Here is a 22,120-nt window from a genome sequence, read left to right as displayed (position 1 = left end):
CGATCGGTCGGGGTCAGGTCGTCGCGCGGGTGGCGTAGGCCGGAGCCATCGTGCCCAAACCCGCGAGGATCAGGACCGCTCCGCCGATCACGTTGCACAGCACGCTGCTGGTCGTGATGGCGGTGCCGCTCATGATGAATACGGCCACGATCGTCCACACACCCAGCACCGGAACAGTCCAGGCGATGCCGTGCGTGCGGTGGTAGGCGGCCGCGAACGAGAGCCCTAGAACGGTCGCGGTCAGACCGGTGACCAGGTTGTTCAGCGTCAACGACGGCGTCATTGCGTGAAAGCCGGTGATCCACGGTGACAATGCGACGAACAGGCCACCGAGCACGGTGAAGCCGTCCGCCACCTGAGCGGTCGGAGTTTCCGCCGCCCGCTCGTAGCGCAGGCGCATCTCGGTGAGATCCGGATGCCCAGCGATCGGTGCGCTGCTCGACATCACACCACCTCCTGCACTGGGGTGACGCAATCCATTATCTGCCCTGGTGGCCGTTTGAGCACCCCGTGACGCGACACGATGTCGGGGTGGGCTCGTACATTGGTTGTCGTGGCATTCGCGACTGAGCACCCCGTACTGGCCCGTTCCGAGTTCCGGCCGGTCAGCGACATCCCGCGGGCCGGCGGCCGGTTCCGCATGGTCAGCGACTACCAGCCCGCCGGCGACCAGCCGCAGGCGATCGCGGACCTGGAGCGCCGGATCAACTCCGGCGAGAAGGACGTCGTGCTGCTCGGGGCCACCGGTACGGGCAAGTCGGCGACCACGGCCTGGCTGATCGAGCGCATCCAGCGGCCCACCCTGGTGCTGGAGCCGAACAAGACGCTGGCCGCCCAGATGGCCAACGAGCTGCGCGGCTTCTTCCCGGACAACGCCGTCGAGTACTTCGTCAGCTACTACGACTACTACCAGCCCGAGGCCTACGTCCCGCAGACCGACACCTACATCGAGAAGGACTCGTCGATCAACGAGGACGTCGAGCGGCTGCGCCACTCCGCCACGTCGAACCTGCTCAGCCGCCGCGACTGCGTGGTGGTCTCGTCGGTGTCCTGCATCTACGGCCTGGGCACCCCGCAGTCGTACCTGGACCGGGCCATCCCGCTGGAGGTCGGCGGCGAGATCGACCGCGACGTGTTCCTGCGCGCGCTGGTGGACGTCCAGTACACCCGCAACGACATCGCGTTCGCCCGCGGCACGTTCCGGGTGCGCGGCGACACCGTGGAGATCATCCCGGCCTACGAGGAGCTCGCGGTGCGCGTGGAGTTCTTCGGCGACGAGATCGACCGGCTCCACTACCTGCACCCGCTGACCGGTGAGGTCGTGCGCGAGGTGCGCGACCTGCGGATCTTCCCGGCGACGCACTACGTGGCCGGCCCGGACCGGATGGACAAGGCCATTCGCGGCATCGAGGCCGAGCTCGAGGAGCAGCTGGGTCTGCTGGAGAAGCAGAACAAGCTGCTGGAGGCCCAGCGGTTGCGGATGCGCACCCAGTACGACATCGAGATGATGCGCCAGGTCGGGTTCTGCTCCGGCATCGAGAACTACTCCCGGCACATCGACGACCGTCCCGCCGGATCGGCGCCGGCGACGCTGATCGACTACTTCCCGGACGACTTCCTGCTGGTCATCGACGAGTCGCACTACACGGTGCCGCAGATCGGCGGCATGTACGAGGGCGATGCGTCCCGCAAGCGGACCCTGGTCGAGCACGGCTTCCGGCTGCCCAGCGCGCTGGACAACCGGCCGCTGACGTTCGAGGAGTTCTCCGACCGGATCGGCCAGACGATGTACCTGTCGGCGACGCCGGGCCCGTACGAGATGGCGCAGGCGGGCGGCGAGTTCGTGGAGCAGGTGATCCGCCCGACCGGGCTGATCGACCCCGAGGTGATCGTCAAGCCCACCGAGGGCCAGATCGACGACCTGGTGCACGAGATCCGGGAGCGCGCCGAGCGCGACGAGCGGGTGCTGGTCACCACGCTGACCAAGAAGATGGCCGAGGACCTCACCGACTACCTGCTCGAACTGGGCATCCGGGTGCGGTACCTGCACTCCGAGGTGGACACGCTGCGACGGGTCGAGCTGCTGCGGCAGCTGCGCCTGGGCGAGTACGACGTGCTGATCGGCATCAACCTGCTGCGCGAGGGCCTGGACCTGCCGGAGGTCTCGCTGGTCTCGATCCTGGATGCCGACAAGGAGGGCTTCCTGCGCTCCGGCACCAGCCTGGTGCAGACGATCGGCCGCGCGGCCCGGAACGTGTCGGGCCAGGTGCACATGTACGCGGACCGGATCACCGACTCGATGCGGCACGCCATCGACGAGACCAACCGGCGCCGCGCCAAGCAGAAGGCCTACAACGAAGAGCACGGCATCGACCCGCAGCCGCTGCGCAAGAAGATCGCCGACATCCTGGACCGGGTGTACTCCGAGTCCGAGGACACCGAGGAGTCGGTGGCCGTCGGCGGTTCCGGCCGCAACGTCTCGCGCGGCAAGAAGCCGACCGGGGAGTCGGTGGCCAGCGCCGGGCTGCTGGAGGACCGCGACATCAAGTCGATGCCGCGCGCGGAGCTGGCGGACCTGGTGCAGCAGCTCAACGACCAGATGATGAACGCGGCCCGCGAGCTGCAGTTCGAGCTGGCGGCGCGGCTGCGCGACGAGATCCACGACCTGAAGAAGGAGATCCGCGGCATGGACGCCGCCGGCATCGAGTGACCGCGCGTCCGGCGGGGGGATCCGCAATTTCCATTGAAATCGAAGCTTCGATTCTCATTGAGGTTTTTCCAGCCTCGTTTTGCGTGGCGGTGCGGGTAGCGGAACCTCAGAGGCTCCCTGGACTGTGGGTGCCCTGACTTATGTATGCCCAATACACGGCGTCAGGGCCGTCCTCGCCGAGGGAACCCCGGAGGGGGTGGGCACCGTGAACCCGCGGCGGTGCCAGTGTCGTAGGTGGGTTATGCGCCTGCGGCGCATGCGGCGCCTCATCGACATGCAACTTTGCGACTCGCGGCTGCGGGCCGACCAGGATGAAAAAGGCTCAATGGAAATTGCGCTCGGACCCTGCTCGCCCGCCTCTTCGAGGAGGCGGGCGTCGAGGTCATCGACTGCGGGGCGCAGCACCGGAAGGTCGCGGTCGAGATCTGCGAGCAGTTCGGGAAGGGGCGGCATCCGGCGGGGCTGGACTTCGGCGATTGCCCGACCTACGCGGTCGCCTGCGTGACCGGGCAGCCGCTGCTGTGCGCCGGAGATGGTTTCCCGCAGACCGACGTCGTCCTGGCGGCCGTCTGACCTGTCGGTGCCCGACGCTACGGTCCGCGTCGGAGGTGGTCGTGATGGGCCTGGCGTTTCAGGTGACCTTCGATGCCCGCGAGCCGGCGCGGCTGGCGGCGTTCTGGGCTGTTGCGCTGGAGTACGAGCTCCAGCCGCCGCCACCGGGATTCGAGTCGTGGGCGCAGTTCGGGCGGCAGATAGGGCTGCCGGAGGAGAAGTGGGACGCCTTCGCCGCGGTGATGGATCCGGCGGGCGACGGGCCGCGGATCTTCTTCCAGCGCGTGCCCGAGGGCAAGACGGCGAAGAATCGGGTGCACCTCGACGTCAACGTCAGCCAGCGCGGCTTGGCGCTCGACAAGACCGCCGAGCGCCGCCGGATCATCGCCGAGCACGTCGAGCGCCTCAACGCAGCGGGGGCCACCTACGTGCGCGAGGTGGACGAACCCAACGGCTACTGCATCGTCCTGCGTGATCCCGAGGGCAACGAGTTCTGCGTGCAGTGACACAGCTCCGTCGACGCTCTCCCCGAAGCCGGGCGGCCGTACGTCATTTCGCCGGATCAAGGGCGATTAGTCGTTCGGCGGCGTCCCAAAGTTCCTGTTCACGTTGCGGGTGGTAGGACTCTTCTGCGGAGCGGGTCGCCTTGTCGCGGTCGATGTAGGAACCGGTCGGGGCTTGCGTGCTGCCCAGGACGACCTCGGCGAGGTAGCGGCCTGCATCGTCGCGGTGGGTGCCGAACGGTGTGAAAGCCAGCAGTGGCAGGACTCTGCGCATCAGGAAGCGGTCGATGGGACCGGCGTTGCGGGCGAGACCGGTGCCGGGGACGAAGCCCGGGTTGTAGGAGATGACGTCGATCCCGGCGGGCAGGCGGCGCGCGTACTCGTGTACCAGGTAGATCGCGGCCAGTTTGCTGGTCGAATACGCGGTACGCCCTGCGGCTGCGGTCTCGGGCTTGGGGAAGGCACGCGTCCGGGCGAGGACATCGGGTGAGTCCCATGCCGGGCCGGGCACCATGCCGATGTTGTGTTTGAGATCGCCGAAATGCGTGTCGCTGACAGTGACCACGATCCGGCCGCTGCCGGCGAAGCGGTCTTCGAGTGTGCGGACGAACATGTGGTTGGCGAGCACGTTCACCATGAACGTCGACTCGATCCGCTCGGGGCCCTCGGTGAGGTTGTTGGTGTACTGGATGCCCGCGTTGCCCACGAAGTGCCGCAGCGGCGGCAGGTCACCCCGGTCGAGCCGGTCCCGGATCTCGGCAGCGGCCGATCGGACGCTCTTCAGCGAGTTCAGGTCCGCCACGACGTACGAGACGTTGCTGCCGAACTGCGTGCCGGTGGATTCGCGGACGACGACAACGAGATGGGTGTCCGGCGACTGGCGCAGGATGTGCTCGGCGGCGATCCGGCCGATACCGCCGCTCGCGCCGGTCATCACGATGGTGTGCTGCACGGAAGGCTCCCTTGCTGGTTGGTGCACACCGAACTTCCTCGCACCCGCCGCAGCCGGCCAGTGACTTGGATGTCCCTAGGACTCGCAATACCCAGGCTCAACGATCGCCGCCAGAATGGACTCATGTCTGACTTCGGCGAGCTCCTCCACGGCTGGCGCGACCGGCTTTCACCCGTCGACGCCGGCTTCACCGCGACGCGCGGCAGGCGTGCGCTCGGACTGCGGCGTGAGGAGCTCGCCCAGCTGGCCGGACTCTCGGTCGACTACGTCCTGCGTCTGGAGCAGGGCCGCGCGAAGAACCCCTCCGCCCAGGTCGTCGGCGCCCTCGCCCGGGCCCTGCAGCTCTCCCGGACCGAACGCGACCAGCTCTACCGCAGCGCCGGACTCCTGCCGCCGCAGGACGGCACGATCAGTGCCCACATTCCCGCGAGCGTCCAGCGGCTCGCCGTGCGCCTGGGCGACGTCCCGATCGGCGTGTTCACGGCGGACTGGACGCTGGTGTGGTGGAACGCCATGTGGTGCGTCCTCAACGGCGATCCCTCCGCGCTCCCGGTCGAGCAACGCAACCTCGCCCGAGCCTTGTTCGGCAATGGCACCGCCCTGCCGCCCGTTGAGACCGAACGCGGACTCGACGTCTTCGAAGCGTCGATCGTCGCCGACCTCAAAGACGCCGTCTCCCGCTATCCCGCCGACGCCCGGCTCAACCGCCTCGTCCGGGACCTCCGTGCGGAATCGGAAGCCTTCGCGCACCACTGGGTCACGGAGTCCGCTGCCCAGCACACGAGCGAGCAGAAGACGATCCACCACCCGAACGTCGGCGAGATCCGGCTTGACTGCGACGTTCTCCTGGTCCCGGGCGCAGACCTCCGCATGGTCACCTACACCGCAGCAACCGGCACCACCGACGCCGGAAAACTCGACCTCCTCCGCGTCACCTGCGGCCAGATCACCTGCTCTGCGCCGGAGGGCAACGAGTTCTGCGTGCAGTGATGGGGTATTTGCTCGGGCCCGGTTCGGTTCGCGCCGGCGCGGCGCCCCGGCCGATCAGTCGGTCGCGGTGCCGATCGGGGTCAGCATTCGGTGGGGGTTCTGCAGGGCTCGGGCTACGCGGTCGCTGCGCTGCATCGCGTTCGTTCCGGGGCCGAGGCGGACGACGAGGTCGTCGGGGTCCGGGTGCCGGCCGCACGCGGGGCATCGTCCGGACTCGTCGATGTCGGCGTCGCATGCCGCGTGGCTGAAGATCCGGGCGGGGTGCGGCCCGCTGGTGTACCGCTCGCCCCACTTGGACAGGGCGAAGATCGCCGGCCACAGCGCCCGGCCGGCCTGCGTGAGCAGGTACTCCGGGTGTCCGCCCGCATCGTCCCGGGTCAGCACGCCCGCCTCGACCAGGGTGTCGAGCCGGTCGGTGAGCACGGCTCGGGAGATGTCGAGGTGCTCGCGCAGGTCCGTGAAGCGCCGCACGCCGTAGAAGCAGTCGCGCAGGATCAGGAGGGTCCAGCGCTCGCCGACCACTTCGAGTGCGCGGGCCAGGAAGCAACCCTGCTGGTCGTATCCGGTTCCGAGTGCCACGACGCGATTGTACCGCGATGCGGTCTGTTCACCAGACCATCGTCGTGCAACTATGGTCTGGTGAACAGACTAAGTCTTCGCGATGCCACGAACCGGCGCACCAGCGGTGCGAGCGGATCATTCGCGGCGGCGCTCGTCCTGACGTCGCTGAGCACGTTCGGGGCGATGCTGGCCTACTCGGGTCCGCTGGGGAACGCGGCGACGCTCACCGGCGCGCTGGCCGCCGGACCGGGAGCCACCATGTGGATCCTGAGCTCGATGAGCACCGGCCTCGCGGTGAGCCTGCTGGCCGCGGGCGCGCTGGCCGACCAGTCCGGCCGCCGCCGGGTCTTCGAACTCGGCGCGTACGTGTTCGCGGTCGGCTCCGCGGTGTGCGCCACCTCGGCCACGGCGACGCAATTCGTCATCGGGCGGCTCGTCGAAGGCGTTGGCGCGGCCGGTGTCATCGCTACCGGGTTGGGTCTCGTCGCAGCGGTGAACAGCGACGCCCGGGCCCGCTCGGCGGCGGCCAGCTGGTGGGGCGCGAGCATGGGCCTCGGCATCGCGCTCGGCCCGCTGATGACCGGCTTGTTCGATCTCGCGGGCCTGTGGAGCGCGCCGTACTGGCTGCTGGCCGCGGTCGGCGTGAGCATCGCCATCGCCTCGCGGTGGTGCTTCCCCGAGACCGCGGTGATCCCGGGCCGGCGCCTGGACCTGCTCGGCGCCGCGCTGATGACCGGCGGGATGGGGTTGCTGCTGGTCGCGCTGGTCGAAGTGCGCCAAGGCGGACTCGTGCCGGCGCTGGCCTGCGGCGGCGGTGCGGCGGTGGCGTTGACGGCTTTCGCCATCAGCCAGCTCCGGAGCCGGTCGCCGATGGTGGAGTTCGCGCTGTTCCGCCGAGGTGACTTCGCGGCGGCCACGATGGCGGCCGCGGTCACCGGCGCCGGTGTGATCGCACTGATGTCGTTCGCCTGCACCTTCCTCGTCACCAGCATGGGGATGAGCACCCTGGAGGCCGGTGCCCTGCTCGGGCTGTGGTCCGGCACCAGCGCCGTTTCGGCCGTGCTCAGCCGCCGGCTCGTCGCACGGCTGACCGGCACGGCGCAGTTGGCGATCGGGCTCGTGGTCACGGGCATCGGCCTGCTGATGCTCACCGGGCTCGGCGCGGATTCGACCGCCGGGCAGCTGATCCCCGGCCTTCTCGTGGCAGGCGTCGCCACCGGCGTGCTCAACGCCGGTCTGGGACGGCAGGCCACGGCGACCGTCCCGCCTGACCGGGCCGCGGTGGGGGTCGGGATGAACAACACCACCCGCTACGTCGGCGCCTCGATCGGCGTCACCGTCGTCGGTGTTCTCGCCGCCGCCCCGCACGACGACATCGCCGCCCGGCTGTCCGGCTGGAACCACGTCGCCGTCCTCACCGGCGTCGTCTCCCTCGCCGGCGCCGCCGCCGTGCTGGCGCTGGTCCGGTTCGGGCGCGGGGGCGAACGAGGCCCGCTGCGGAAGTAGGCACCTTGAGTGCTTTGGGGCGCTATGGCACCCCAAAGCACTCACGGGACCGAAGCCGTTCAGGCGACGGCTTTCACGACGGCGATCAGGCGAAGGCGCTGAGGCCGGTGATGGACTTGCCGACGATCAGGGTGTTCATCTCGCGGGAGCCCTCGAAGGAGTAGACCGCTTCCGCGTCGGAGAAGAACTTCGCGACCTCGTAGTCGAGCACGATTCCGTTGCCGCCGAACAGCTCGCGCGCCCAGGCCACCACCTCGCGCATCTTCGTGGTGGTGAACGCCTTGGCCAGCGCCGCCTGCTCCGCGCCGCCGCGGCCCTGCGCGACCAGCTCGTTGAGGCGCACCACGATGCCGAACATCGCGGTGATGTTGCCGAGCATCTTCACCAGCAGGTCCTGGATCATCTGGAACCCGCCGATCGGCTTGCCGAACTGCACCCGCTGCACCGCGTACTCGCGGGCCAGCTCGTAGGCGCGGACCGCCACGCCCAGCGCCTGCCACGCCACGCCGCCGCGGGTCTTGGCCAGCACCTTGGCGGTGTCCCGGAAGCTGTTGATGTTCTGCAGCCGGTTGGCCTCCGGGATGCGGACGTCGTCGAGCACGATGTCGGCGTTCTGCACGGTGCGCAGCGCGATCTTGCCCTCGATCTTGGTGGCGGTGAAGCCGGGCGTGCCCTTCTCGACGACGAACCCCTTGACCTGGTCATCGGCTTCGTCGCGCGCCCACACCACGACGAGGTCGGCGAACGTGCCGTTGCCGATCCATCGCTTCGCACCGTTGAGCACCCACCGGCCGCCCTCGCGGCGCGAGGTGGTGCGCATGCCGCCGGCGACGTCGGAGCCGCCCTCCGGCTCGGTCAGCGCGAACGCGCCGACCTTGGTCATGTCGGCCATGTCCGGGATCCAGCGGTCCCGCTGCTCCTGGTCGCCGCCGTTGTAGATGCTGCCCATCGCCAGTCCGGTGTGGACACCCGAGAACACCGCCAGGGACGGGTCGATCCGGTTCAGCTCCAGGCTGAGGAATCCGGTGAACAGCGGGCTGCGCTGCTTCCCGTCGCCGTACTCGGGGTACTGGTAGCCGGCCAGCTGGAGCTTGGCGAACTTCTCGACGACCTCGAACGGGAACTCGGCCTTGTCCCACGCGGCGTTGGCCAGCGGCTTGATCTCGCGCTCCAGGTACGCGCGGATCTCGGCGAGCTCGGCGCGCTCGGACTCGCTCAGCAGGTCGTAGAAGCCGAAGAAATCAGGATTTGCATTGGCGGGCTTGGGCATTGCGATGATCCTCAAATCAGTTGTGCTCGATGTCGTGCAGTGCGGTGTTGAGCGCGTTCTGCTTGCGGTCGCGCAGTTCGGAGCGCCCCCGGTACTCCTCGGGGCCTGCGCCGTAGGCCGCTTCGGTCTGGTCGGCGACGGCGGCGATCGTCTCCGGGGTCAGCTCCGGGTGGCCGAGGTCCTTCCAGCGTTCCGCCATGCCCACACCGAGGTGGGCCATCATGTGCCGGATCCCGCCGGGCCCCCCGCCGAGGTGGAAGCTCTCGAACGGGCCGACCGCCGCGTAGCGGCCGCCGAGCGACGCCTTCATCACCTCGTCGAGCTCGTCGGCGCGGACGACCCCGTCCTGCACCAGGAAGATCGACTCCTGCATGATCGCGCTCTGCAGCCGGTTGGCGACGAAGCCGGGGATCTCCTTGTGCAGCCGCACCGGGGTCTTGCCCAGCGCCCGGTAGAACTCGATCGCGGCCACCACGACCGCCTCCGCCGTGCGCTCGCCGGGCACGATCTCGACCAGCGGCACCACCTGCGGCGGGTTGAAGGGGTGGGCGATGAGCAGCCGGGCGGCCACCTCGTCGGGCAGTTCGGCGGCGATCGCCGAGGCGATGATGCCGGAACTGGAGGACGCGAGCACCGCGTTCTCCGGTGCGAGGCAGGCGATGTCGGCGAACAGCCGCTGCTTGAACTCCAGCCGCTCCGGGCCGTTCTCCTGCACCAGCTCGGCATCCGCGACGGCCTCGGCGAGGTCGCCGGTGAGCCGGATGCGGCCGAGCAGGTCGTCGGCGTCGGCGCCGGGAATGCTCGCGGCCAGCATCGGCATCGCGTCGCGCACCACGTCGGCGAGGTCATCGCGCGGATCGCTGATGCGCACCTCGATGGCGCGCGAGGCGAACAGCGCGGCCCAGGACAGTCCGATGGTCCCGGCCCCGACGACCGCCACCTTCGTCCATTGTGGATGCATGATGTCCTCCCGGGTCAGGCCAGGTAGTCGTGGACGGGCTCGATGCCGCCCAGGGTGAGGTCGGTGAGGATGTGGCTCGCCGAGACGATCTCGCGTACCGGCAGGTCCGCCACCGGCGCGAGCACGTGCTCGAACAGCTGCAGCCGGGCCGGGCCGGTGTAGGCCTGCTTCACCACGACGTCGGTGATCTGGCTGCGCACCAGCTCGCACACGCGCGGCCGGTGGTCGTAGCCGGGCACGATCTTGAGCATGTAGCTGGGCGTCGTGATCTGCGCCTTGGCCTCGTCGAGGTCCAGCGGGTGGTGCTTGTAGCCCATCGTCGCGGTCGCGACCCGCAGCGTGCCGCAGTCCAGGGTGCCCACCAGCGCGGCGTTGTCGACGTACAGCGCCGGGCTGCCCATCACCTTCGGGAAGGCGCTGGCCTCGCGACCGGCCGCGGTGGCCGGGAAGTTGTCGAGGTACATGGCGTGCAGGTATTCGCCGTGCTCATCGCCGAGGCGCACCGGGATCGCCTGCCCGGCCTCGACGTACGGGCCGAACGAGGTGACGTCGCCCATCTGCATGATCTCGAAGCGCACCAGTGGTTCGTCGAACTCCAGCGGCTCCGGGACCACCGCCCGCAGCGCCTCGGGATCGGTGCGGTACACGATGTTGAGGTACTCGCGGTCGGTGAACCTCGCCACGGCCGGCGCGTAGGCCGGGTTGGTCAGCGGCGTGTTGAGGCTGCGCAGGATCTGTTCGCGGTTCATCGTCCGGTCCACTTCGGAGTTCGCTTGTCGGTGAACGCCTGGACGCCTTCGGCGAAGTCCGCGGACTCCCGGAGGGTGCGGGTTTCGTTGCGCTGCAACGTGAACGCCTCGGCGTCGGAGATGCCGTCGGCGAGCCGGACGACGTTCTTGACCGCGGCCAGCGCCAGCGGCGCGTTCGCGGCGACCTCGGCGGCGAGTTCCAGCGCGGCCGGGACGGTCTCGCCGTCGGCCACCAGCCGGTTGACCAGGCCGAGGTCGCGGGCCCGCGCCGCATCGATGGCGCGGCCGGTGAGCAGCAGTTCCATCGCCAGGGGGTGCGGGATCCGCTTCGGCAGCCGGATCACGCCGCCGCCACCGGCGATCAGGCCGCGCTTGACCTCGGGCAGCGCGAACCGCGCGCCCTCGGCGGCGACCACCAGGTCGCAGGCCAGCGCCAGCTCGAACCCGCCGCCCATGGCGTAGCCCTCGACCGCGGCGATCAGCGGCTTGCCGGTCTCGGCCTCGGTGAGGCCGCCGAAGCCCTTGCCCGGCGCGGTGGGCGACTCGCCGCGCGCGGCGGCCTTGAGGTCCATGCCCGCGCTGAAGGTGCCTGCCGCGCCGGTCAGCACGCCGACGCGCAGGTCGGGGTTGGCGTCGAGCTCGTCGATGGCGGCCGCGATGCCGTGGGCCGCGGCGGCGTCGATGGCGTTGCGCGCCGCCGGGCGGTTGATGGTGATCACGAGCACGGAGCCGACGGTTTCGGTCTGCACCGCGGTGTTCGGGGCGGTCATGCGAGCCTCCGCGCATCGAGTTCGGCGAGGACCTCTTCGGTGTCCTGGCCGGGCAGTGGGGCGTGCCTGCGGACCGAGGCCGGCGTCGCGGAGAAGTTCATCGGCACCCCGACGACGCGGTAGCTGCCCTCGCTGGGGTGCTCGGCGACGTCCAGCAGGTGCCCTTCGCGGACGTACGGGTCGTCGGCCGCCTCGTCGAGCCGGAGCACCGGGCCGACCGGGATGCTGTGCTTGGTGCACACCTCGATCCACTCCTCGGTGGTCAGGCTCGGGGTGACCGATTCGACCAGTTCGGAGATCGCCTCGCCGTCGCGGCGGACGTCGACGAACTCGCCGTTGACCCGCGGGTCCTCGGCCAGGTCGGGCCGGCCGGCGGCGCAGAAGAGGTCGCGGTAGTTCTGCGGGGAGTAGGGGATGATCATGGCCAGGCCGTCCTTGGTGGGGCGCGCCCGGTGGCCCTTGTTCATCGACAGCGCGAACCCGGTCGGGCCCATCGGCGGCTCGAAGGTGCGGCCCTGCAGGTGCTCGACGAGGTTGAACGCCAGCAGCGTGTCGGCCATCGGCACCTCGACCAGCTGGCCCCGCCCGGTGGCCCGCTGGTGCACCAGCGCCGCGAGCGCCGAGTAGGCGATGGTCAGCGCCGCGACCTTGTCGGCGAAGATGCTCGGCAGCACCACCGGTTCGCCGATGTCTCCCGCGCGCTGCGCCACGTCCAGCAGCCCGGAGGCCGCCTGCACCGTCTCGTCGTAGGCGGCGAGGTCGGCGCGGTCGGAGTCGGGGCGGAAGCCCTGCGCGTGCGCGTAGATCAGCTGCGGGTTGGCGGCGGCGAGGCTCTCGTAGTCCATGCCCAGGCGGCGCAGGGCGCCGATCCGCATGTTGGTGATCAGGATGTCGGCGCTGCCGATCAGCTCCAGCGCGCGTTCCCGGTCGGCGTCGTCCTTGAGGTTGAGCTTGACGCTGCGCTTGTTGCGGTTGACGTTGAGGGCCAGCGGCGTCATGCCGGGCGTGCGGTGCAGGGTGCCGAAGCGCGCGGTGTCCTTCGGTGACTCGATCTTGATCACGTCGGCGCCGAGGTCGCCGAGGATCTGCGCGGCGTAGGGGCCCATCACCACGGTGGCCATGTCGATCACGCGGACGCCGGCCAGCGGGCCGGACCTGCCTCCGGTGCTCGGTGCGGAATTCGTCATCATCGCCGCTCCAGGTGGGAAAGGGGAGCTGTCCCGGCTTTTGTTTGCTTCGCTAACTACGTTAGGCCGGGATGGGGCGGCGCTTCAATTGATCAGCGGCACCGATGCGCGAACAATGGCATGACCGCAGCGGTCACGCCAAATCGAGTGGTCGCCCCGCGCGGGAGGGGCGCAATTAATTCGATGTCCATCCGGGCGATGGTCAATTCCTCGCGAAATTGCGCACCCGGCGGATGATCAGCGGAGGGCGAGCTTGGCCTCGTCGATCAGCCGGCGGAGATCGGGCTGGCTTTCGGCGCGGTCGCGACGCCAGATCATGCCCGTCGCCAGGCTCGGATCGAAATCCTCGAACGGCAGCACGACCGTGTTCTCGCTGCGGTGCTTGTGCATCCCGCTTTCCGGATCCAGCATCGAAATGGAGAATGCCGATCCGTTCGCCACCAATTCGCTCGTGCTGCCGTAATCGCCGGTGTCGAGCGTGATCCGCCGGTGGATTCCCGCCGCCTCCAACCGCGCCAGCAGTTCCCCGTAGTAGGTCGGCAGCATCCGCGGCGCCGGGCTGACGTAGGTGTAGTCGACCAGCTCGGCGAGCGAGACCGAGCTGCGGGAGCCGAACTCCGCCGCCGGCAGCACCGCCCCGAGCGGCTCGCGCATCAGCTCGAACACCTCGATGCCCTCGGCGTGCACCGGCAGGTGCACCAGCGCCACCGCGAGCTCGCCGCGCTGCACCCCGGCGAGCAGGTCGTCGCTGCCGCTCGGCCAGCGCTTGACGTCGCATTCGGCGGCGCACCGGTCCTCGAACGCCCTGAGCCGCTGCCGCATCGACGAGTGCAGGCCGGGCGGGATGCCGATGTAGACGACGGCGCGCTGCGGGCTGATCGCCTCGCGCAGCCGCCACGGGATGTCGTCGAAGCGGCCGAGCACGTCCTTGGCGATCGGCAGCAGTGCCGCACCGGCGTCGGTCAGCTGCACGTGGTGCGAGTCCCGCTCGAACAGCACGGAGCCGAGGTCGCGTTCGAGGTCCCGCACCCGCTGGCTCAGCGGCGAGGTCGCCATGTGCAGCTGCCGGGCGGCCTTGGAGAAGGACAGGTTCTCCGCGACCGCCACGAAGTAGCGCAGGTGGAACATCTCCATCAAGCAGTAGGTTACCCCGCTGCTCGGGCGCGCGAACGCGTCCGCCGGATGCGGCAGGGGAGAAGAGTGATGATCGTCTCGTTGATGATCATCCAGGCCGGTCGAGGCGATGTCGCAATCCCGCGAGGAAAAGGGAATATCGCTCTATGTAACAAAGTTCGGGCAGGATGCCGGTTTGGTCACCTTAAAGGTGGTACCCGTAAGAAGTAGGGCGAGCTAGTTTAATCTCACTGTTCGTAGTTGAACAGGTGCAGTGAGCCAAGTCGGATCGGAGATGTGCATGGACGTCGTCCTGCCGCTTCGCGTTCTCGCTCCCCGTAGGTGCAGGCACGCTTCTCCACCGTCCCGACCGGCGCCGCTGCCGGCGGTCGGTGCGCGCGGCGGGCCGACCCCGGTCTCCCCGCTCGTCGACCGGCCCCGCGTCGACCGGCAGCCGACCTTCGCAGGCCGAGCGGCCAACGGCCGTGGAGTCGCCTTTACGCCGTAGGACACTTCGCAACTCACCTGCGTGGAATCTCGTCCTGCAGGGGATTTTTCGCGCCCTGACGACCCGCACCCGGCACGCCCCCACCCCGGAACCGGCCGGAACTCCGTCATGGCGTCGCAACGATCACCGCTGAGCGGTCCTCATAGGAGGGATCTATGGACTCGACCGGTAGAGGCGCGCCGCACCCGGACGTCGTATCGGGGTTGCTGGACTTCCTGCGCGAGTACAGCAGGGAACGGCTGGACTCGCGGAGGATGGACGAGCGCCGTTCGGTACCGCTGTCACTGGTGCCGGACTTGGGCGCGGCCGGCCTGTTCGGCCTGCGAATCCCCCGGGAGTACCAGGGGCTCGGGCTCTCGCATTCGGACATGGCCCGGGTGATGACGCAGCTCGGCGCGATCGACGCGAACGTGTTCGTCCTGGTCGGGGTGCACAACACCCTGGGCGTCCCACCCGTGCAGAACTTCGCCCCGGAGGCGGTGAAGCGAGCCGTCCTGCCCGAACTGGCGCAGGGTAGGCAGCTGATCACGAGCGCGATCAGCGAACCCGGGCAGGGGTCGTACGTGCACGCCATCGCCACCCGCGCGGCCAGGCAGCCGGACGGGTCCTATGTGCTCAACGGGGAAAAGCAGTGGATCAGCCTGGGCGCCGATGCCAAGTACATCAACGTGTTCGCGCGGCTGACCGATGAACGCGGCCAGGACGCGGGGATCACCGGCTTCCTGGTCGATTCCGCGAACCCCGGGTTCCAGCACGGGCCGGAGGTCTTCACCCTCGGGATGAAGGCCGTGCCGCAGAACAGCCTGACCTTCAACGAATTGCGCGTGCCCGCCGAAGCCATGCTGGGTTCCGAAGGCCAGGGGCTACGCGTGGCGAAGACCGCGTTCGCGTTCGGCCGGCTGACCATCGCCGCCGGGTCTGTGGGAGCGATGATGCGTTCACTGGAGCTCGCGCACCGATTCGCGTGCCGGCGCGAGGTCGCCACCGGGAACCTGGCGGAGAACGGCCGGATCCAGCAGATCCTCGCCGAATGCACGGCTGCGACGCAGGCCGTCGAAACGCTCGTGGACAACATCGCCGCGCGGCTCGACGGCGACGAACGCGTACCGGAACCGCTGTACTTCACCGCGAAGGTCCTCGGGGCCGAACTCATGTGGCACGTCGTGGACCGGTGCGTGCAGCTGCTCGGCGCGCGCGGCTACCTCGACACCAACATCGTCGGCCAGTTCTTCCGCGACTACCGGCTGTTCCGGATCTTCGAAGGCTCGACCGACACCCTCACGGTCTACCTGGGCACCGCGTTCCTCGCCGAGCCGCAGGAACTCGTCGCCCTCCTCGACGAGTTCGACGCGGCGCCGCAGGTGCAGGAACTCGCCGCCGCAGTCGCCAAGCTGACCACCAGGGCCACTGCCATCGCCCCGCAACGGCACATGCTCGCGAGCGCCGTGGGCGAGTTGTCGTGCTGGGCGATCCTGGCGGCGCTGACCAGCGAGGTCCGGCATCGATCCGACATGCACTCGTACACCGCTTCCTGGTGCGAGCAGCGCCTGCGCGAGCGGTTGCGCGCCATCGAGAACGATCTGCCGTTCGACGAACTGCCCACGGTGAACGCCATTGCCAGGCACATCGAGGCATACGGAGGCAAGATCGGCGATGTCGAACAGCGCCGCCCGGGCGAGGAGCACGCCCTCGACGCGCTGCTGCGGCGGGGCTGAGGACCCAGAGCGGGCCCGCAGCGGGCCCGCTCACCGCGGTTTCAGCGCCGCCGCGGGCTCACCGCCCCAGCCTCTCCCGCTCGTGCTGGTGGATCAGCTCCACCCCTTCGCCGGCGAGCGTCTTGATGGCCTGCAGGCCCTCGCGCCCCCACGGGCGCGGTTCGGTGTCGATGACGCAGACCGTCCCGAGCGCGGTGCCGGTGCGGTCGATCAGCGGTGCGCCCAGGTAGGAGCGGACGTTCATCCGGTCCACGATGTCGTTGCCGGCGAACCTCGGGTAGTCGCAGACGTCTTCCAGCACCAGCGCGATGCCGCGGGCGATGACGTGCGGGCAGTAGCCGGTGTCCATCGGACCCTTGCGGGGATCGAAATCCGCGGGGACTCCGGCGGGCTCCGGGGGCATCACCGCCGAGTAGAAACCGCCCAGGTACTGGTGCCTGTCGGTGATGAAGTTGACCATGGCGTTGGGGACGCCGAGCATTTTCGCGACGTGCTGGGCGAACGCGTCGAACGCCGGCTCTGCTCGCTCACCGAGCCCGAGTTGCCGAAGGCGCGCCGCGCGCTGGGGCGCGTCGTTGTCCACGGGCGTGAAGTGGCGGTGTCCGGTCGCGTCGAAGGTGGTCAAGAGGGGCTCCGTTTCCGCAGTGCGGGTATCGGCTACAGAGGACGGTTGGTGAGGACGTGCTCGGTGAGGCGCGCGAGGACCGCCCCAGCGGAGCGCCGGTCCCGGGCATCGCACAGGACGATCGGCACGTGGGGCTTGATGTCCAGCGCTTCCCGGACCTCATCGGGTTCGTAGCGGAAGCCGTCGGGGAACTGGTTGACCGCGACGACGAAGTCGACGCCGCGCTGTTCGAAGAACTCGACCGCGGCGAAGCAGTCCTGCAGCCGCCGGGTGTCGGCGAGCACGACGGCGCCCAGCGCGCCGTGCACCAGGTCGTCCCACATGAACCAGAACCGTTCCTGCCCCGGGGTGCCGAACAGGAACAGCACGATGTTCTGCGGCGCGAACGTGATGCGCCCGAAGTCCATGGCGACGGTGGTGGTGCTCTTGTCGCCGACCCCGGCCAGGTCATCGGTGCCGATGCTGGCGACGGTCAGCGTTTCCTCGGTGGTCAGCGGTTCGATTTCGCTGACCGACCGGACGAAGGTGGTCTTCCCGACGCCGAACCCGCCCGCGATGAGGAACTTGAACGCGGTCGGGAAGAGGTCAGAGTTGTTGGAGACCATGGAGCAACGCCTCCAGTTGTCCTCGGTCGGGCAGGTCGTCGGGCAGGCGGGTGGTGACGGCACCCCAGTCGATGAGGTCCGAGAGCAGGACCTTGGTGACCACGGCGGGCTGGTGCAGGTGCGCCGAGACCTCGGCGACCGACGTGGCGAACCGGCACAGCTCCAGCATCTTGGCGTGCACGGGCTCGATGCGTTCGGGCGCCATCCTGCCGGTGGACCGGACCATCGACTGCAGCGTCAGGGTGGCGGTCGGCTTGGTCCGGCCGTTGGTGAGCGAGTACGGGCGCAGCAGCGGCCCCGCTTCGCTGTCGAGCCAGGGCTTGTCCGGCGGAACCGACATGATCAGCCGCCCACCTCGCCCGCGCGCGCGGCGGCGGTGGGCTGGCGCATGGCCGTGGTCAGGTGCGCCGGGACGCGCTTGACGAGCTGGGCGATCTCGTAGCCGAGCACGCTGGCGTCGGCGTCCGGGTAGGCGATCACGACGAGGACCGCGCCGACGCCGGCGGCGGAGACGAAGAACAGCAGGTCGTCGAACTCCACCACGACCTGGCGGACCCCGTCGCCCGCGCCGAAGCGGGCCCCGCCGTTGCGGGCGAGGGAGCACTGCGCGGCGGCCCAGGCCGCGAGGGCGTCGGCCTCGTCGGCGTCGAGGCCGTGGTAGTGCCGCTTGAGCCCATCCGTGGAAGCCAGCAGCGCGCAGCGGGTGTGCGGGACCCGGCGGAGCAGGTCGGCGAGCAGCCAACCGAGGTCCGACGCCTGGCCAGCGGGCAGGTCATTGGCCATGGGTAACGTCTCCTTGAATTCAATGCGGTGCGGACGAGGCGAGGTCAGGCGCCGTGGTCACCCGGACCGTCGTTGTCGCGGGCGCCGCCTTCGACGCCGTGTCGGTATGCGGCCCACAGGCCGGGATTCGGGCCACCGCGCGGAGCCTCGGCGGGCTTGGGACCGCCGGCGAGCTGGGGCGCCACGTACGACTTGGTGCGGTCGCGCTTGGGCAGCGGCGGGCGCTCGGGGTTGCCCGGCGGGGTGGTGATCGCGTCTTCGGCGACGGCGTCGGGCACGATTCCCGTGTGCCGCCCGTACCACTGCGTGGTGCCGGTCCCGTTCGACGCGGCGGGCACCACGGCGTCGAACTGCCGGACCGGTTCCCACTCGATGGGGGCCCGGTGCGCGCCGCTGCGCTCGGCGGCCGGTATGGCGGGCAGCGCGGGAGCCGGGGCGGTGACCGGCTGCGGCTCGGGAGCGGCGACGCTGTCGACGACCGCGGGCGCCTGCTGCGGCTCTTCGGCGTCGCCCAGCAGGCTGAGGGGAACCACGACGTGGGCGTCGGTTCCGCCGTACATGTTGGTCTCGAGCTCGACGGCGACGTGGTGCCGCTGGCCCAGCTGCGCGACCACGTAGAGGCCGATCCGCCCGTCCTTGAGCTGCTCGTCGCGGTCGACGCGGCTGGGATCGGCGAGCAGCGCGTTCAGCTTGGTCCGGTCGGCCGGGCTGATGCCCAGCCCGCGGTCCCGGATGTCGATGGCCAGCCCGGCGGTGACCCGCTGGGTGCTGACCGTCACCTGGGTGTCGGGTTCCGAGCAGGCGGTGGCGTTCTCGACGAGTTCGGCGATCAGGTGGATCACGTCGGCGACGGCGTGGCCGTGGACCGTGCCTTCGACCGGCGGCAGCACCTTGACACGGGCGTAGTGCTCGACCTCGGCGACCGCGGAGCGCAGCACGGTGTACATGGGGACCGGCCGGCTCCACTGCCGCCGCGGCATCGAACCGCCGAGCACGGCGAGGCTTTCCGCCTGCCGGCGCATGCCGGTCACGAGGTGGTCGACGGCGAACAGGCCCTTGAGCAGATCCGGGTCCTCCACCATCTGCTCCAGCTCGTCGAGCCGCTGGATCGCCCGGTGCGCGAGGGACTGCACCCGCCGCGCGATGTTGGCGAACACCGCGACGCTGGGCTCGGCGGTGCCGGTGGGGCCGGGGGCCTGCTGCAGGCGGGCCACGGCGAACTCGGCGGCGGCCTGCGCCTGCCGGATCTCGTGGGAGAGCAGCGCGAAGGGATGGCTGCCCGGGGCGGGGTCGTCGGCGGGCCACCGCGGCGCGGGCGGCTCGCCCGCGCGCACCTGCTCCACGAGCCGGGGGAACTCGTTCTTGCCCTGTTCGACGGTGGCGCGCAGGGATTCGATCCACCGCTGCGTGTGCTGCGCGGACTCCTCGACCCACTTCTCGGAGCGCTGGGAGGATTCGGCGATCTGCCTCTCGACGGCGGCCGCCGTGGCGTTGACCCGGTTGAAGGCGATGAGCGCGATGGCCGCGCAGCCGACCAGGCCGCCGCCGAGCACCGTGTAGCGGAGCACGTCGGAAGGATTGGTGGCGAGCACGGCAGCGGCGGCGATCCCCAACACGGCCATGGCGGCCAAGTGCACCATGACCAGCCGCGACAATCGACTCCGCAGGTCGTCGTCCGTGCTGCGCCGCGATCCGGGCGAGTGCTCGGATCCCGCGGCCGATGGGGGGAACTCTGACATCAGCGTCCTTGGTACGGGGAATGTTCGGCGACGGGCACGAGTGCCTGAGGTCGGGGCGTCACCGCTGGGACTACTGGTGCTCACTAGTTGATCAACTTTATCACCGAGGGTGATCCTAGCGACACTAAAGGGAGCTGAATAGGCAGGGGGTCGACCTATTGGAAGAATGCGGATTACCTGACGCTACGTGGCGAAACTTCCCGTCCGCATGTGGAATCCGCGACTCCGCTCGCCTGGGCGCGGCGCCCGCTGGGAGTGGCTCCGCGCGTTGTCCGGGCACCGGTCGATCGGCTGCTGAGCTGCAGAGATCCTTGGCCTGGGCGGGCCTCGGCGGCGGATGTCCTCGCAAGTGACGACGCTTCGATACTCCATTCGGGTATATATGACCCGGCGTTCGGCCCATCTTCGCGCGGCGGATGCCGGCGAAACCGATCCGTCGCCAATTGTTCTTGATCTTTTCCGAAGCGCCCGGCGGAGTCGATCCGGTTCGAGCCGGGTCTCCAATTCATGGGTCCACAGTGGATCGATGTGGTCCAGTGGTGGCGAAATGGAACGCCGGAACGCGGTGGCGGGTTCGGGCGTTCGACGGCCGAGCCCGCCGAACCGGTCAGCTCTGCGCGGCGCCGCTCGCGATCCGCTCCAGCCGGGTCCGGTAGTCCGCCCACCACTCCTGATCGCCGGGGGCCATCATCGGGATGCCCTCGTGCAGGCCGACGGCGCCGTCGATCAGCTCCCGGACGACGTCCGCGTGCCCGGCGTGCCGGTTCGTCTCCGCGATCATGTGCACCAGGATCCCGTGCAGCGTCGTCTCCCGGTCCGGCTCGGCGAACCACTCCACGTAGCCGGCCGAATCCAGCGGCAGCGCCGCGATCGTGCCGTCCGAGTGCTCGCACGCCCGCCGGTACAACCCGACGATGTAGTCCCGGGATTCGTCGGCGGTGGCCCACAGGTCCGCATTGGGCTCGGCGTCCGGCCTGAACCAGGCCACCGGCTCGTCGAAGGGCTCGCCGAAGACGTGGCTCAGGTACAGCAGCTCGACGGTGATCAGGTGCTTGACCAACCCCAGCAGGTTGGTGCCGGTCGGCGTCAGCGGTCGGCGGATGTCGCGCTCGGGAAGCCCGTCCAGCTTCCACAGCAGCGCCGCGCGCGCCTCCCGCAGGTACCGGTGGAGATCGGTTTTCAGGTCTGCCTCGGCCATTGTGGATCGTCTCCTGCGCAAGCGGTCGATGTCAGGTCGACACAGGGACTCCTGCGATGCGGCAGAATCGTCGACCGTGAGCGAAGTTTTTTCCGCGCGGACTTCGGATCCGGTGGCGGAGGACGACCTGGCGCGGGCGCGCGGCGGTGATGATGCCGCGTTCACCCGGCTCGTGAAGCCGCTGCGCCGCGAGCTGCACGCGCACTGCTACCGCATGCTCGGCTCCACCTACGACGCCGACGACGCCTTGCAGGACGCGCTCCTGCGGGCGTGGCGCGGCCTCGCACGCTTCGAAGGCCGCAGCTCGCTGCGCTCATGGCTCTACACCGTGGCCACCCGCACCTGCCTGGACGCGATCGAAGCGCGCGGCAAGCGGGCGCTGCCCATCGATCTCGGCCCGGCCAGCGACCGCGCCGTGACCGGCGATGTTCCGGTGACCGAAGTCGCCTGGCTGGGGCCCTACCCGGACGCGGGCCTCGGCGACGGCCCGGCCGGCCCGGCTTCGCGCTACGAACAGCGCGAAGCCGTCGAGCTCGCCTTCGTCGCGGCGCTGCAACACCTGCCGGGCAACCAGCGGGCGGCGCTGCTGCTCTTCGAGGTGCTCGGCTTCTCCGCCGCCGAGATCGCCGCCACCATGAACACCACGACCACGTCGGTGAACTCGGCCCTGGCACGCGCCCGCAAGGTCGTCGCGGAGCGCGTCCCGGCCCGCACCCAGCAGCAGGCGCTGCGGGAGATCGACGACGCGCGCCTACGCGAGATCGTCGGCGGATTCGCCGCCGCGCTGGAGCACGGCGACGCCGACGCCCTGGTCGCGCTGCTGACCGAGGACGTCACCTGGTCGATGCCGCCGATGCGGCACTGGTACCGAGGCATCGAGGCCGTCACCGACTTCGCCGTGCACGTCCCGCTGGTCTGCGGCGCCTGGCGGCACCTCCGGACCAGCGCCAACGGCCAGCCCGCGGTGGGCTGCTACCTCTGGGACGACGAGGCGGGCGCCCACCTGGCCTGGTCGGTGAACGTGCTGACGCTGCGCGACGACCGCATCGCCGAGGTCACGTCGTTCATCGGCCGCGACCACTTCCCGCCCTTCGGCCTGCCCACCGACATGCCCTGACGGGGA

The 22,120-nt window shown here is 69.7% G+C and carries 21 protein-coding genes; 6 read left to right on the top strand and 15 right to left on the bottom strand.

Going from position 1 to position 22,120, the window contains the following annotated elements:
• Window positions 1-13 precede the first annotated feature (13 nt).
• Window positions 14-445 carry an SPW repeat protein gene (locus AC07FN_RS16080; protein WP_452618127.1) on the bottom strand — a complete coding sequence of 144 codons (432 nt, stop codon included), beginning with the start codon at window positions 443-445 and terminating at the stop codon, window positions 14-16.
• 108 nt (window positions 446-553) lie between these two features.
• Here AC07FN_RS16080 and uvrB point away from each other — a divergent pair, with 108 nt between their 5' ends.
• Window positions 554-2,710, top strand: coding sequence for an excinuclease ABC subunit UvrB (gene uvrB, locus AC07FN_RS16075; RefSeq protein WP_478396313.1), 2,157 nt, complete (start codon window positions 554-556; stop codon window positions 2,708-2,710).
• Window positions 2,711-3,327: 617 nt separating this feature from the next.
• On the top strand, window positions 3,328-3,768 hold the full coding sequence (locus tag AC07FN_RS16070) for a VOC family protein (RefSeq protein WP_478396312.1): 441 nt from the start codon (window positions 3,328-3,330) through the stop codon (window positions 3,766-3,768).
• Window positions 3,769-3,811: 43 nt separating this feature from the next.
• Here the strand turns inward: AC07FN_RS16070 and AC07FN_RS16065 are convergent, their stop codons facing one another.
• The gene (locus tag AC07FN_RS16065; RefSeq protein WP_478396311.1) at window positions 3,812-4,717 is read right to left on the bottom strand and encodes an SDR family NAD(P)-dependent oxidoreductase; all 906 of its coding nucleotides are present in this window, start codon (window positions 4,715-4,717) and stop codon (window positions 3,812-3,814) included.
• 123 nt (window positions 4,718-4,840) lie between these two features.
• On the opposite strand from AC07FN_RS16065, the gene AC07FN_RS16060 reads away from it, so the two are divergent.
• Window positions 4,841-5,707 carry a helix-turn-helix transcriptional regulator gene (locus AC07FN_RS16060; RefSeq protein ID WP_478396310.1) on the top strand — a complete coding sequence of 289 codons (867 nt, stop codon included), beginning with the start codon at window positions 4,841-4,843 and terminating at the stop codon, window positions 5,705-5,707.
• A gap of 54 nt (window positions 5,708-5,761) precedes the next feature.
• Here AC07FN_RS16060 and AC07FN_RS16055 read toward each other — a convergent pair whose 3' ends face one another.
• The gene (locus AC07FN_RS16055; RefSeq protein WP_478396309.1) at window positions 5,762-6,286 is read right to left on the bottom strand and encodes a winged helix-turn-helix transcriptional regulator; all 525 of its coding nucleotides are present in this window, start codon (window positions 6,284-6,286) and stop codon (window positions 5,762-5,764) included.
• A gap of 60 nt (window positions 6,287-6,346) precedes the next feature.
• On the opposite strand from AC07FN_RS16055, the gene AC07FN_RS16050 reads away from it, so the two are divergent.
• Window positions 6,347-7,774, top strand: coding sequence for an MFS transporter (locus tag AC07FN_RS16050; RefSeq protein WP_478396308.1), 1,428 nt, complete (start codon window positions 6,347-6,349; stop codon window positions 7,772-7,774).
• 85 nt (window positions 7,775-7,859) lie between these two features.
• Here the strand turns inward: AC07FN_RS16050 and AC07FN_RS16045 are convergent, their stop codons facing one another.
• The 6 genes from AC07FN_RS16045 to AC07FN_RS16020 all read right to left on the bottom strand — a co-directional run bounded on the left by AC07FN_RS16045 (window position 7,860) and on the right by AC07FN_RS16020 (window position 13,845).
• Window positions 7,860-9,044 carry an acyl-CoA dehydrogenase family protein gene (locus tag AC07FN_RS16045; protein ID WP_478396307.1) on the bottom strand — a complete coding sequence of 395 codons (1,185 nt, stop codon included), beginning with the start codon at window positions 9,042-9,044 and terminating at the stop codon, window positions 7,860-7,862.
• Between the two features lie 16 nt (window positions 9,045-9,060).
• A complete protein-coding gene (locus AC07FN_RS16040; RefSeq protein ID WP_478396306.1) occupies window positions 9,061-10,005 on the bottom strand; it encodes a 3-hydroxyacyl-CoA dehydrogenase NAD-binding domain-containing protein in 945 nt (314 codons plus the stop codon).
• Window positions 10,006-10,019: 14 nt separating this feature from the next.
• Complete coding sequence (locus tag AC07FN_RS16035; RefSeq protein WP_478396305.1) at window positions 10,020-10,754, bottom strand: acetoacetate decarboxylase; 735 nt, start codon at window positions 10,752-10,754, stop codon at window positions 10,020-10,022.
• The gene (locus AC07FN_RS16030; RefSeq protein ID WP_478396304.1) at window positions 10,751-11,524 is read right to left on the bottom strand and encodes a crotonase/enoyl-CoA hydratase family protein; all 774 of its coding nucleotides are present in this window, start codon (window positions 11,522-11,524) and stop codon (window positions 10,751-10,753) included. Before AC07FN_RS16030 ends, AC07FN_RS16035 begins: the two co-directional genes overlap by 4 nt.
• On the bottom strand, window positions 11,521-12,714 hold the full coding sequence (locus AC07FN_RS16025) for a CaiB/BaiF CoA transferase family protein (RefSeq protein WP_478396303.1): 1,194 nt from the start codon (window positions 12,712-12,714) through the stop codon (window positions 11,521-11,523). The genes AC07FN_RS16030 and AC07FN_RS16025 overlap by 4 nt, the downstream gene beginning before the upstream one ends.
• A 234-nt stretch (window positions 12,715-12,948) precedes the next feature.
• Window positions 12,949-13,845 (bottom strand): LysR family transcriptional regulator, encoded by an 897-nt coding sequence (locus AC07FN_RS16020; protein ID WP_478396302.1) that lies wholly within the window; start codon window positions 13,843-13,845, stop codon window positions 12,949-12,951.
• 642 nt (window positions 13,846-14,487) lie between these two features.
• Between AC07FN_RS16020 and AC07FN_RS16015 the strand changes: the two genes are divergently transcribed.
• Window positions 14,488-16,047 carry an acyl-CoA dehydrogenase family protein gene (locus AC07FN_RS16015; RefSeq protein ID WP_478396301.1) on the top strand — a complete coding sequence of 520 codons (1,560 nt, stop codon included), beginning with the start codon at window positions 14,488-14,490 and terminating at the stop codon, window positions 16,045-16,047.
• Between the two features lie 58 nt (window positions 16,048-16,105).
• Here AC07FN_RS16015 and AC07FN_RS16010 read toward each other — a convergent pair whose 3' ends face one another.
• The 6 genes from AC07FN_RS16010 to AC07FN_RS15985 all read right to left on the bottom strand — a co-directional run bounded on the left by AC07FN_RS16010 (window position 16,106) and on the right by AC07FN_RS15985 (window position 20,997).
• A complete protein-coding gene (locus AC07FN_RS16010; RefSeq protein ID WP_478396300.1) occupies window positions 16,106-16,672 on the bottom strand; it encodes a GAF domain-containing protein in 567 nt (188 codons plus the stop codon).
• Between the two features lie 32 nt (window positions 16,673-16,704).
• Window positions 16,705-17,277: a GTP-binding protein gene (locus AC07FN_RS16005; RefSeq protein WP_452618147.1), complete on the bottom strand. Its 573-nt coding sequence runs from the start codon at window positions 17,275-17,277 to the stop codon at window positions 16,705-16,707.
• Window positions 17,258-17,617, bottom strand: coding sequence for a DUF742 domain-containing protein (locus AC07FN_RS16000; RefSeq protein WP_358572567.1), 360 nt, complete (start codon window positions 17,615-17,617; stop codon window positions 17,258-17,260). The genes AC07FN_RS16005 and AC07FN_RS16000 overlap by 20 nt, the downstream gene beginning before the upstream one ends.
• 2 nt (window positions 17,618-17,619) lie before the next feature.
• Window positions 17,620-18,060, bottom strand: a complete 441-nt coding sequence (locus AC07FN_RS15995) for a roadblock/LC7 domain-containing protein (protein WP_478396299.1) — start codon at window positions 18,058-18,060, stop codon at window positions 17,620-17,622.
• A gap of 44 nt (window positions 18,061-18,104) precedes the next feature.
• Window positions 18,105-19,799: a sensor histidine kinase gene (locus AC07FN_RS15990; RefSeq protein ID WP_478396298.1), complete on the bottom strand. Its 1,695-nt coding sequence runs from the start codon at window positions 19,797-19,799 to the stop codon at window positions 18,105-18,107.
• Between the two features lie 607 nt (window positions 19,800-20,406).
• Window positions 20,407-20,997, bottom strand: coding sequence for a DinB family protein (locus AC07FN_RS15985; protein ID WP_478396297.1), 591 nt, complete (start codon window positions 20,995-20,997; stop codon window positions 20,407-20,409).
• A gap of 76 nt (window positions 20,998-21,073) precedes the next feature.
• On the opposite strand from AC07FN_RS15985, the gene AC07FN_RS15980 reads away from it, so the two are divergent.
• Window positions 21,074-22,114, top strand: coding sequence for a sigma-70 family RNA polymerase sigma factor (locus tag AC07FN_RS15980; protein ID WP_478396296.1), 1,041 nt, complete (start codon window positions 21,074-21,076; stop codon window positions 22,112-22,114).
• Window positions 22,115-22,120 lie beyond the last annotated feature (6 nt).

The sequence above is a fragment of the Saccharopolyspora sp. NPDC045941 genome (genome assembly GCF_056431445.1).
This window is presented reverse-complemented; position numbering and strand designations above follow the sequence as displayed.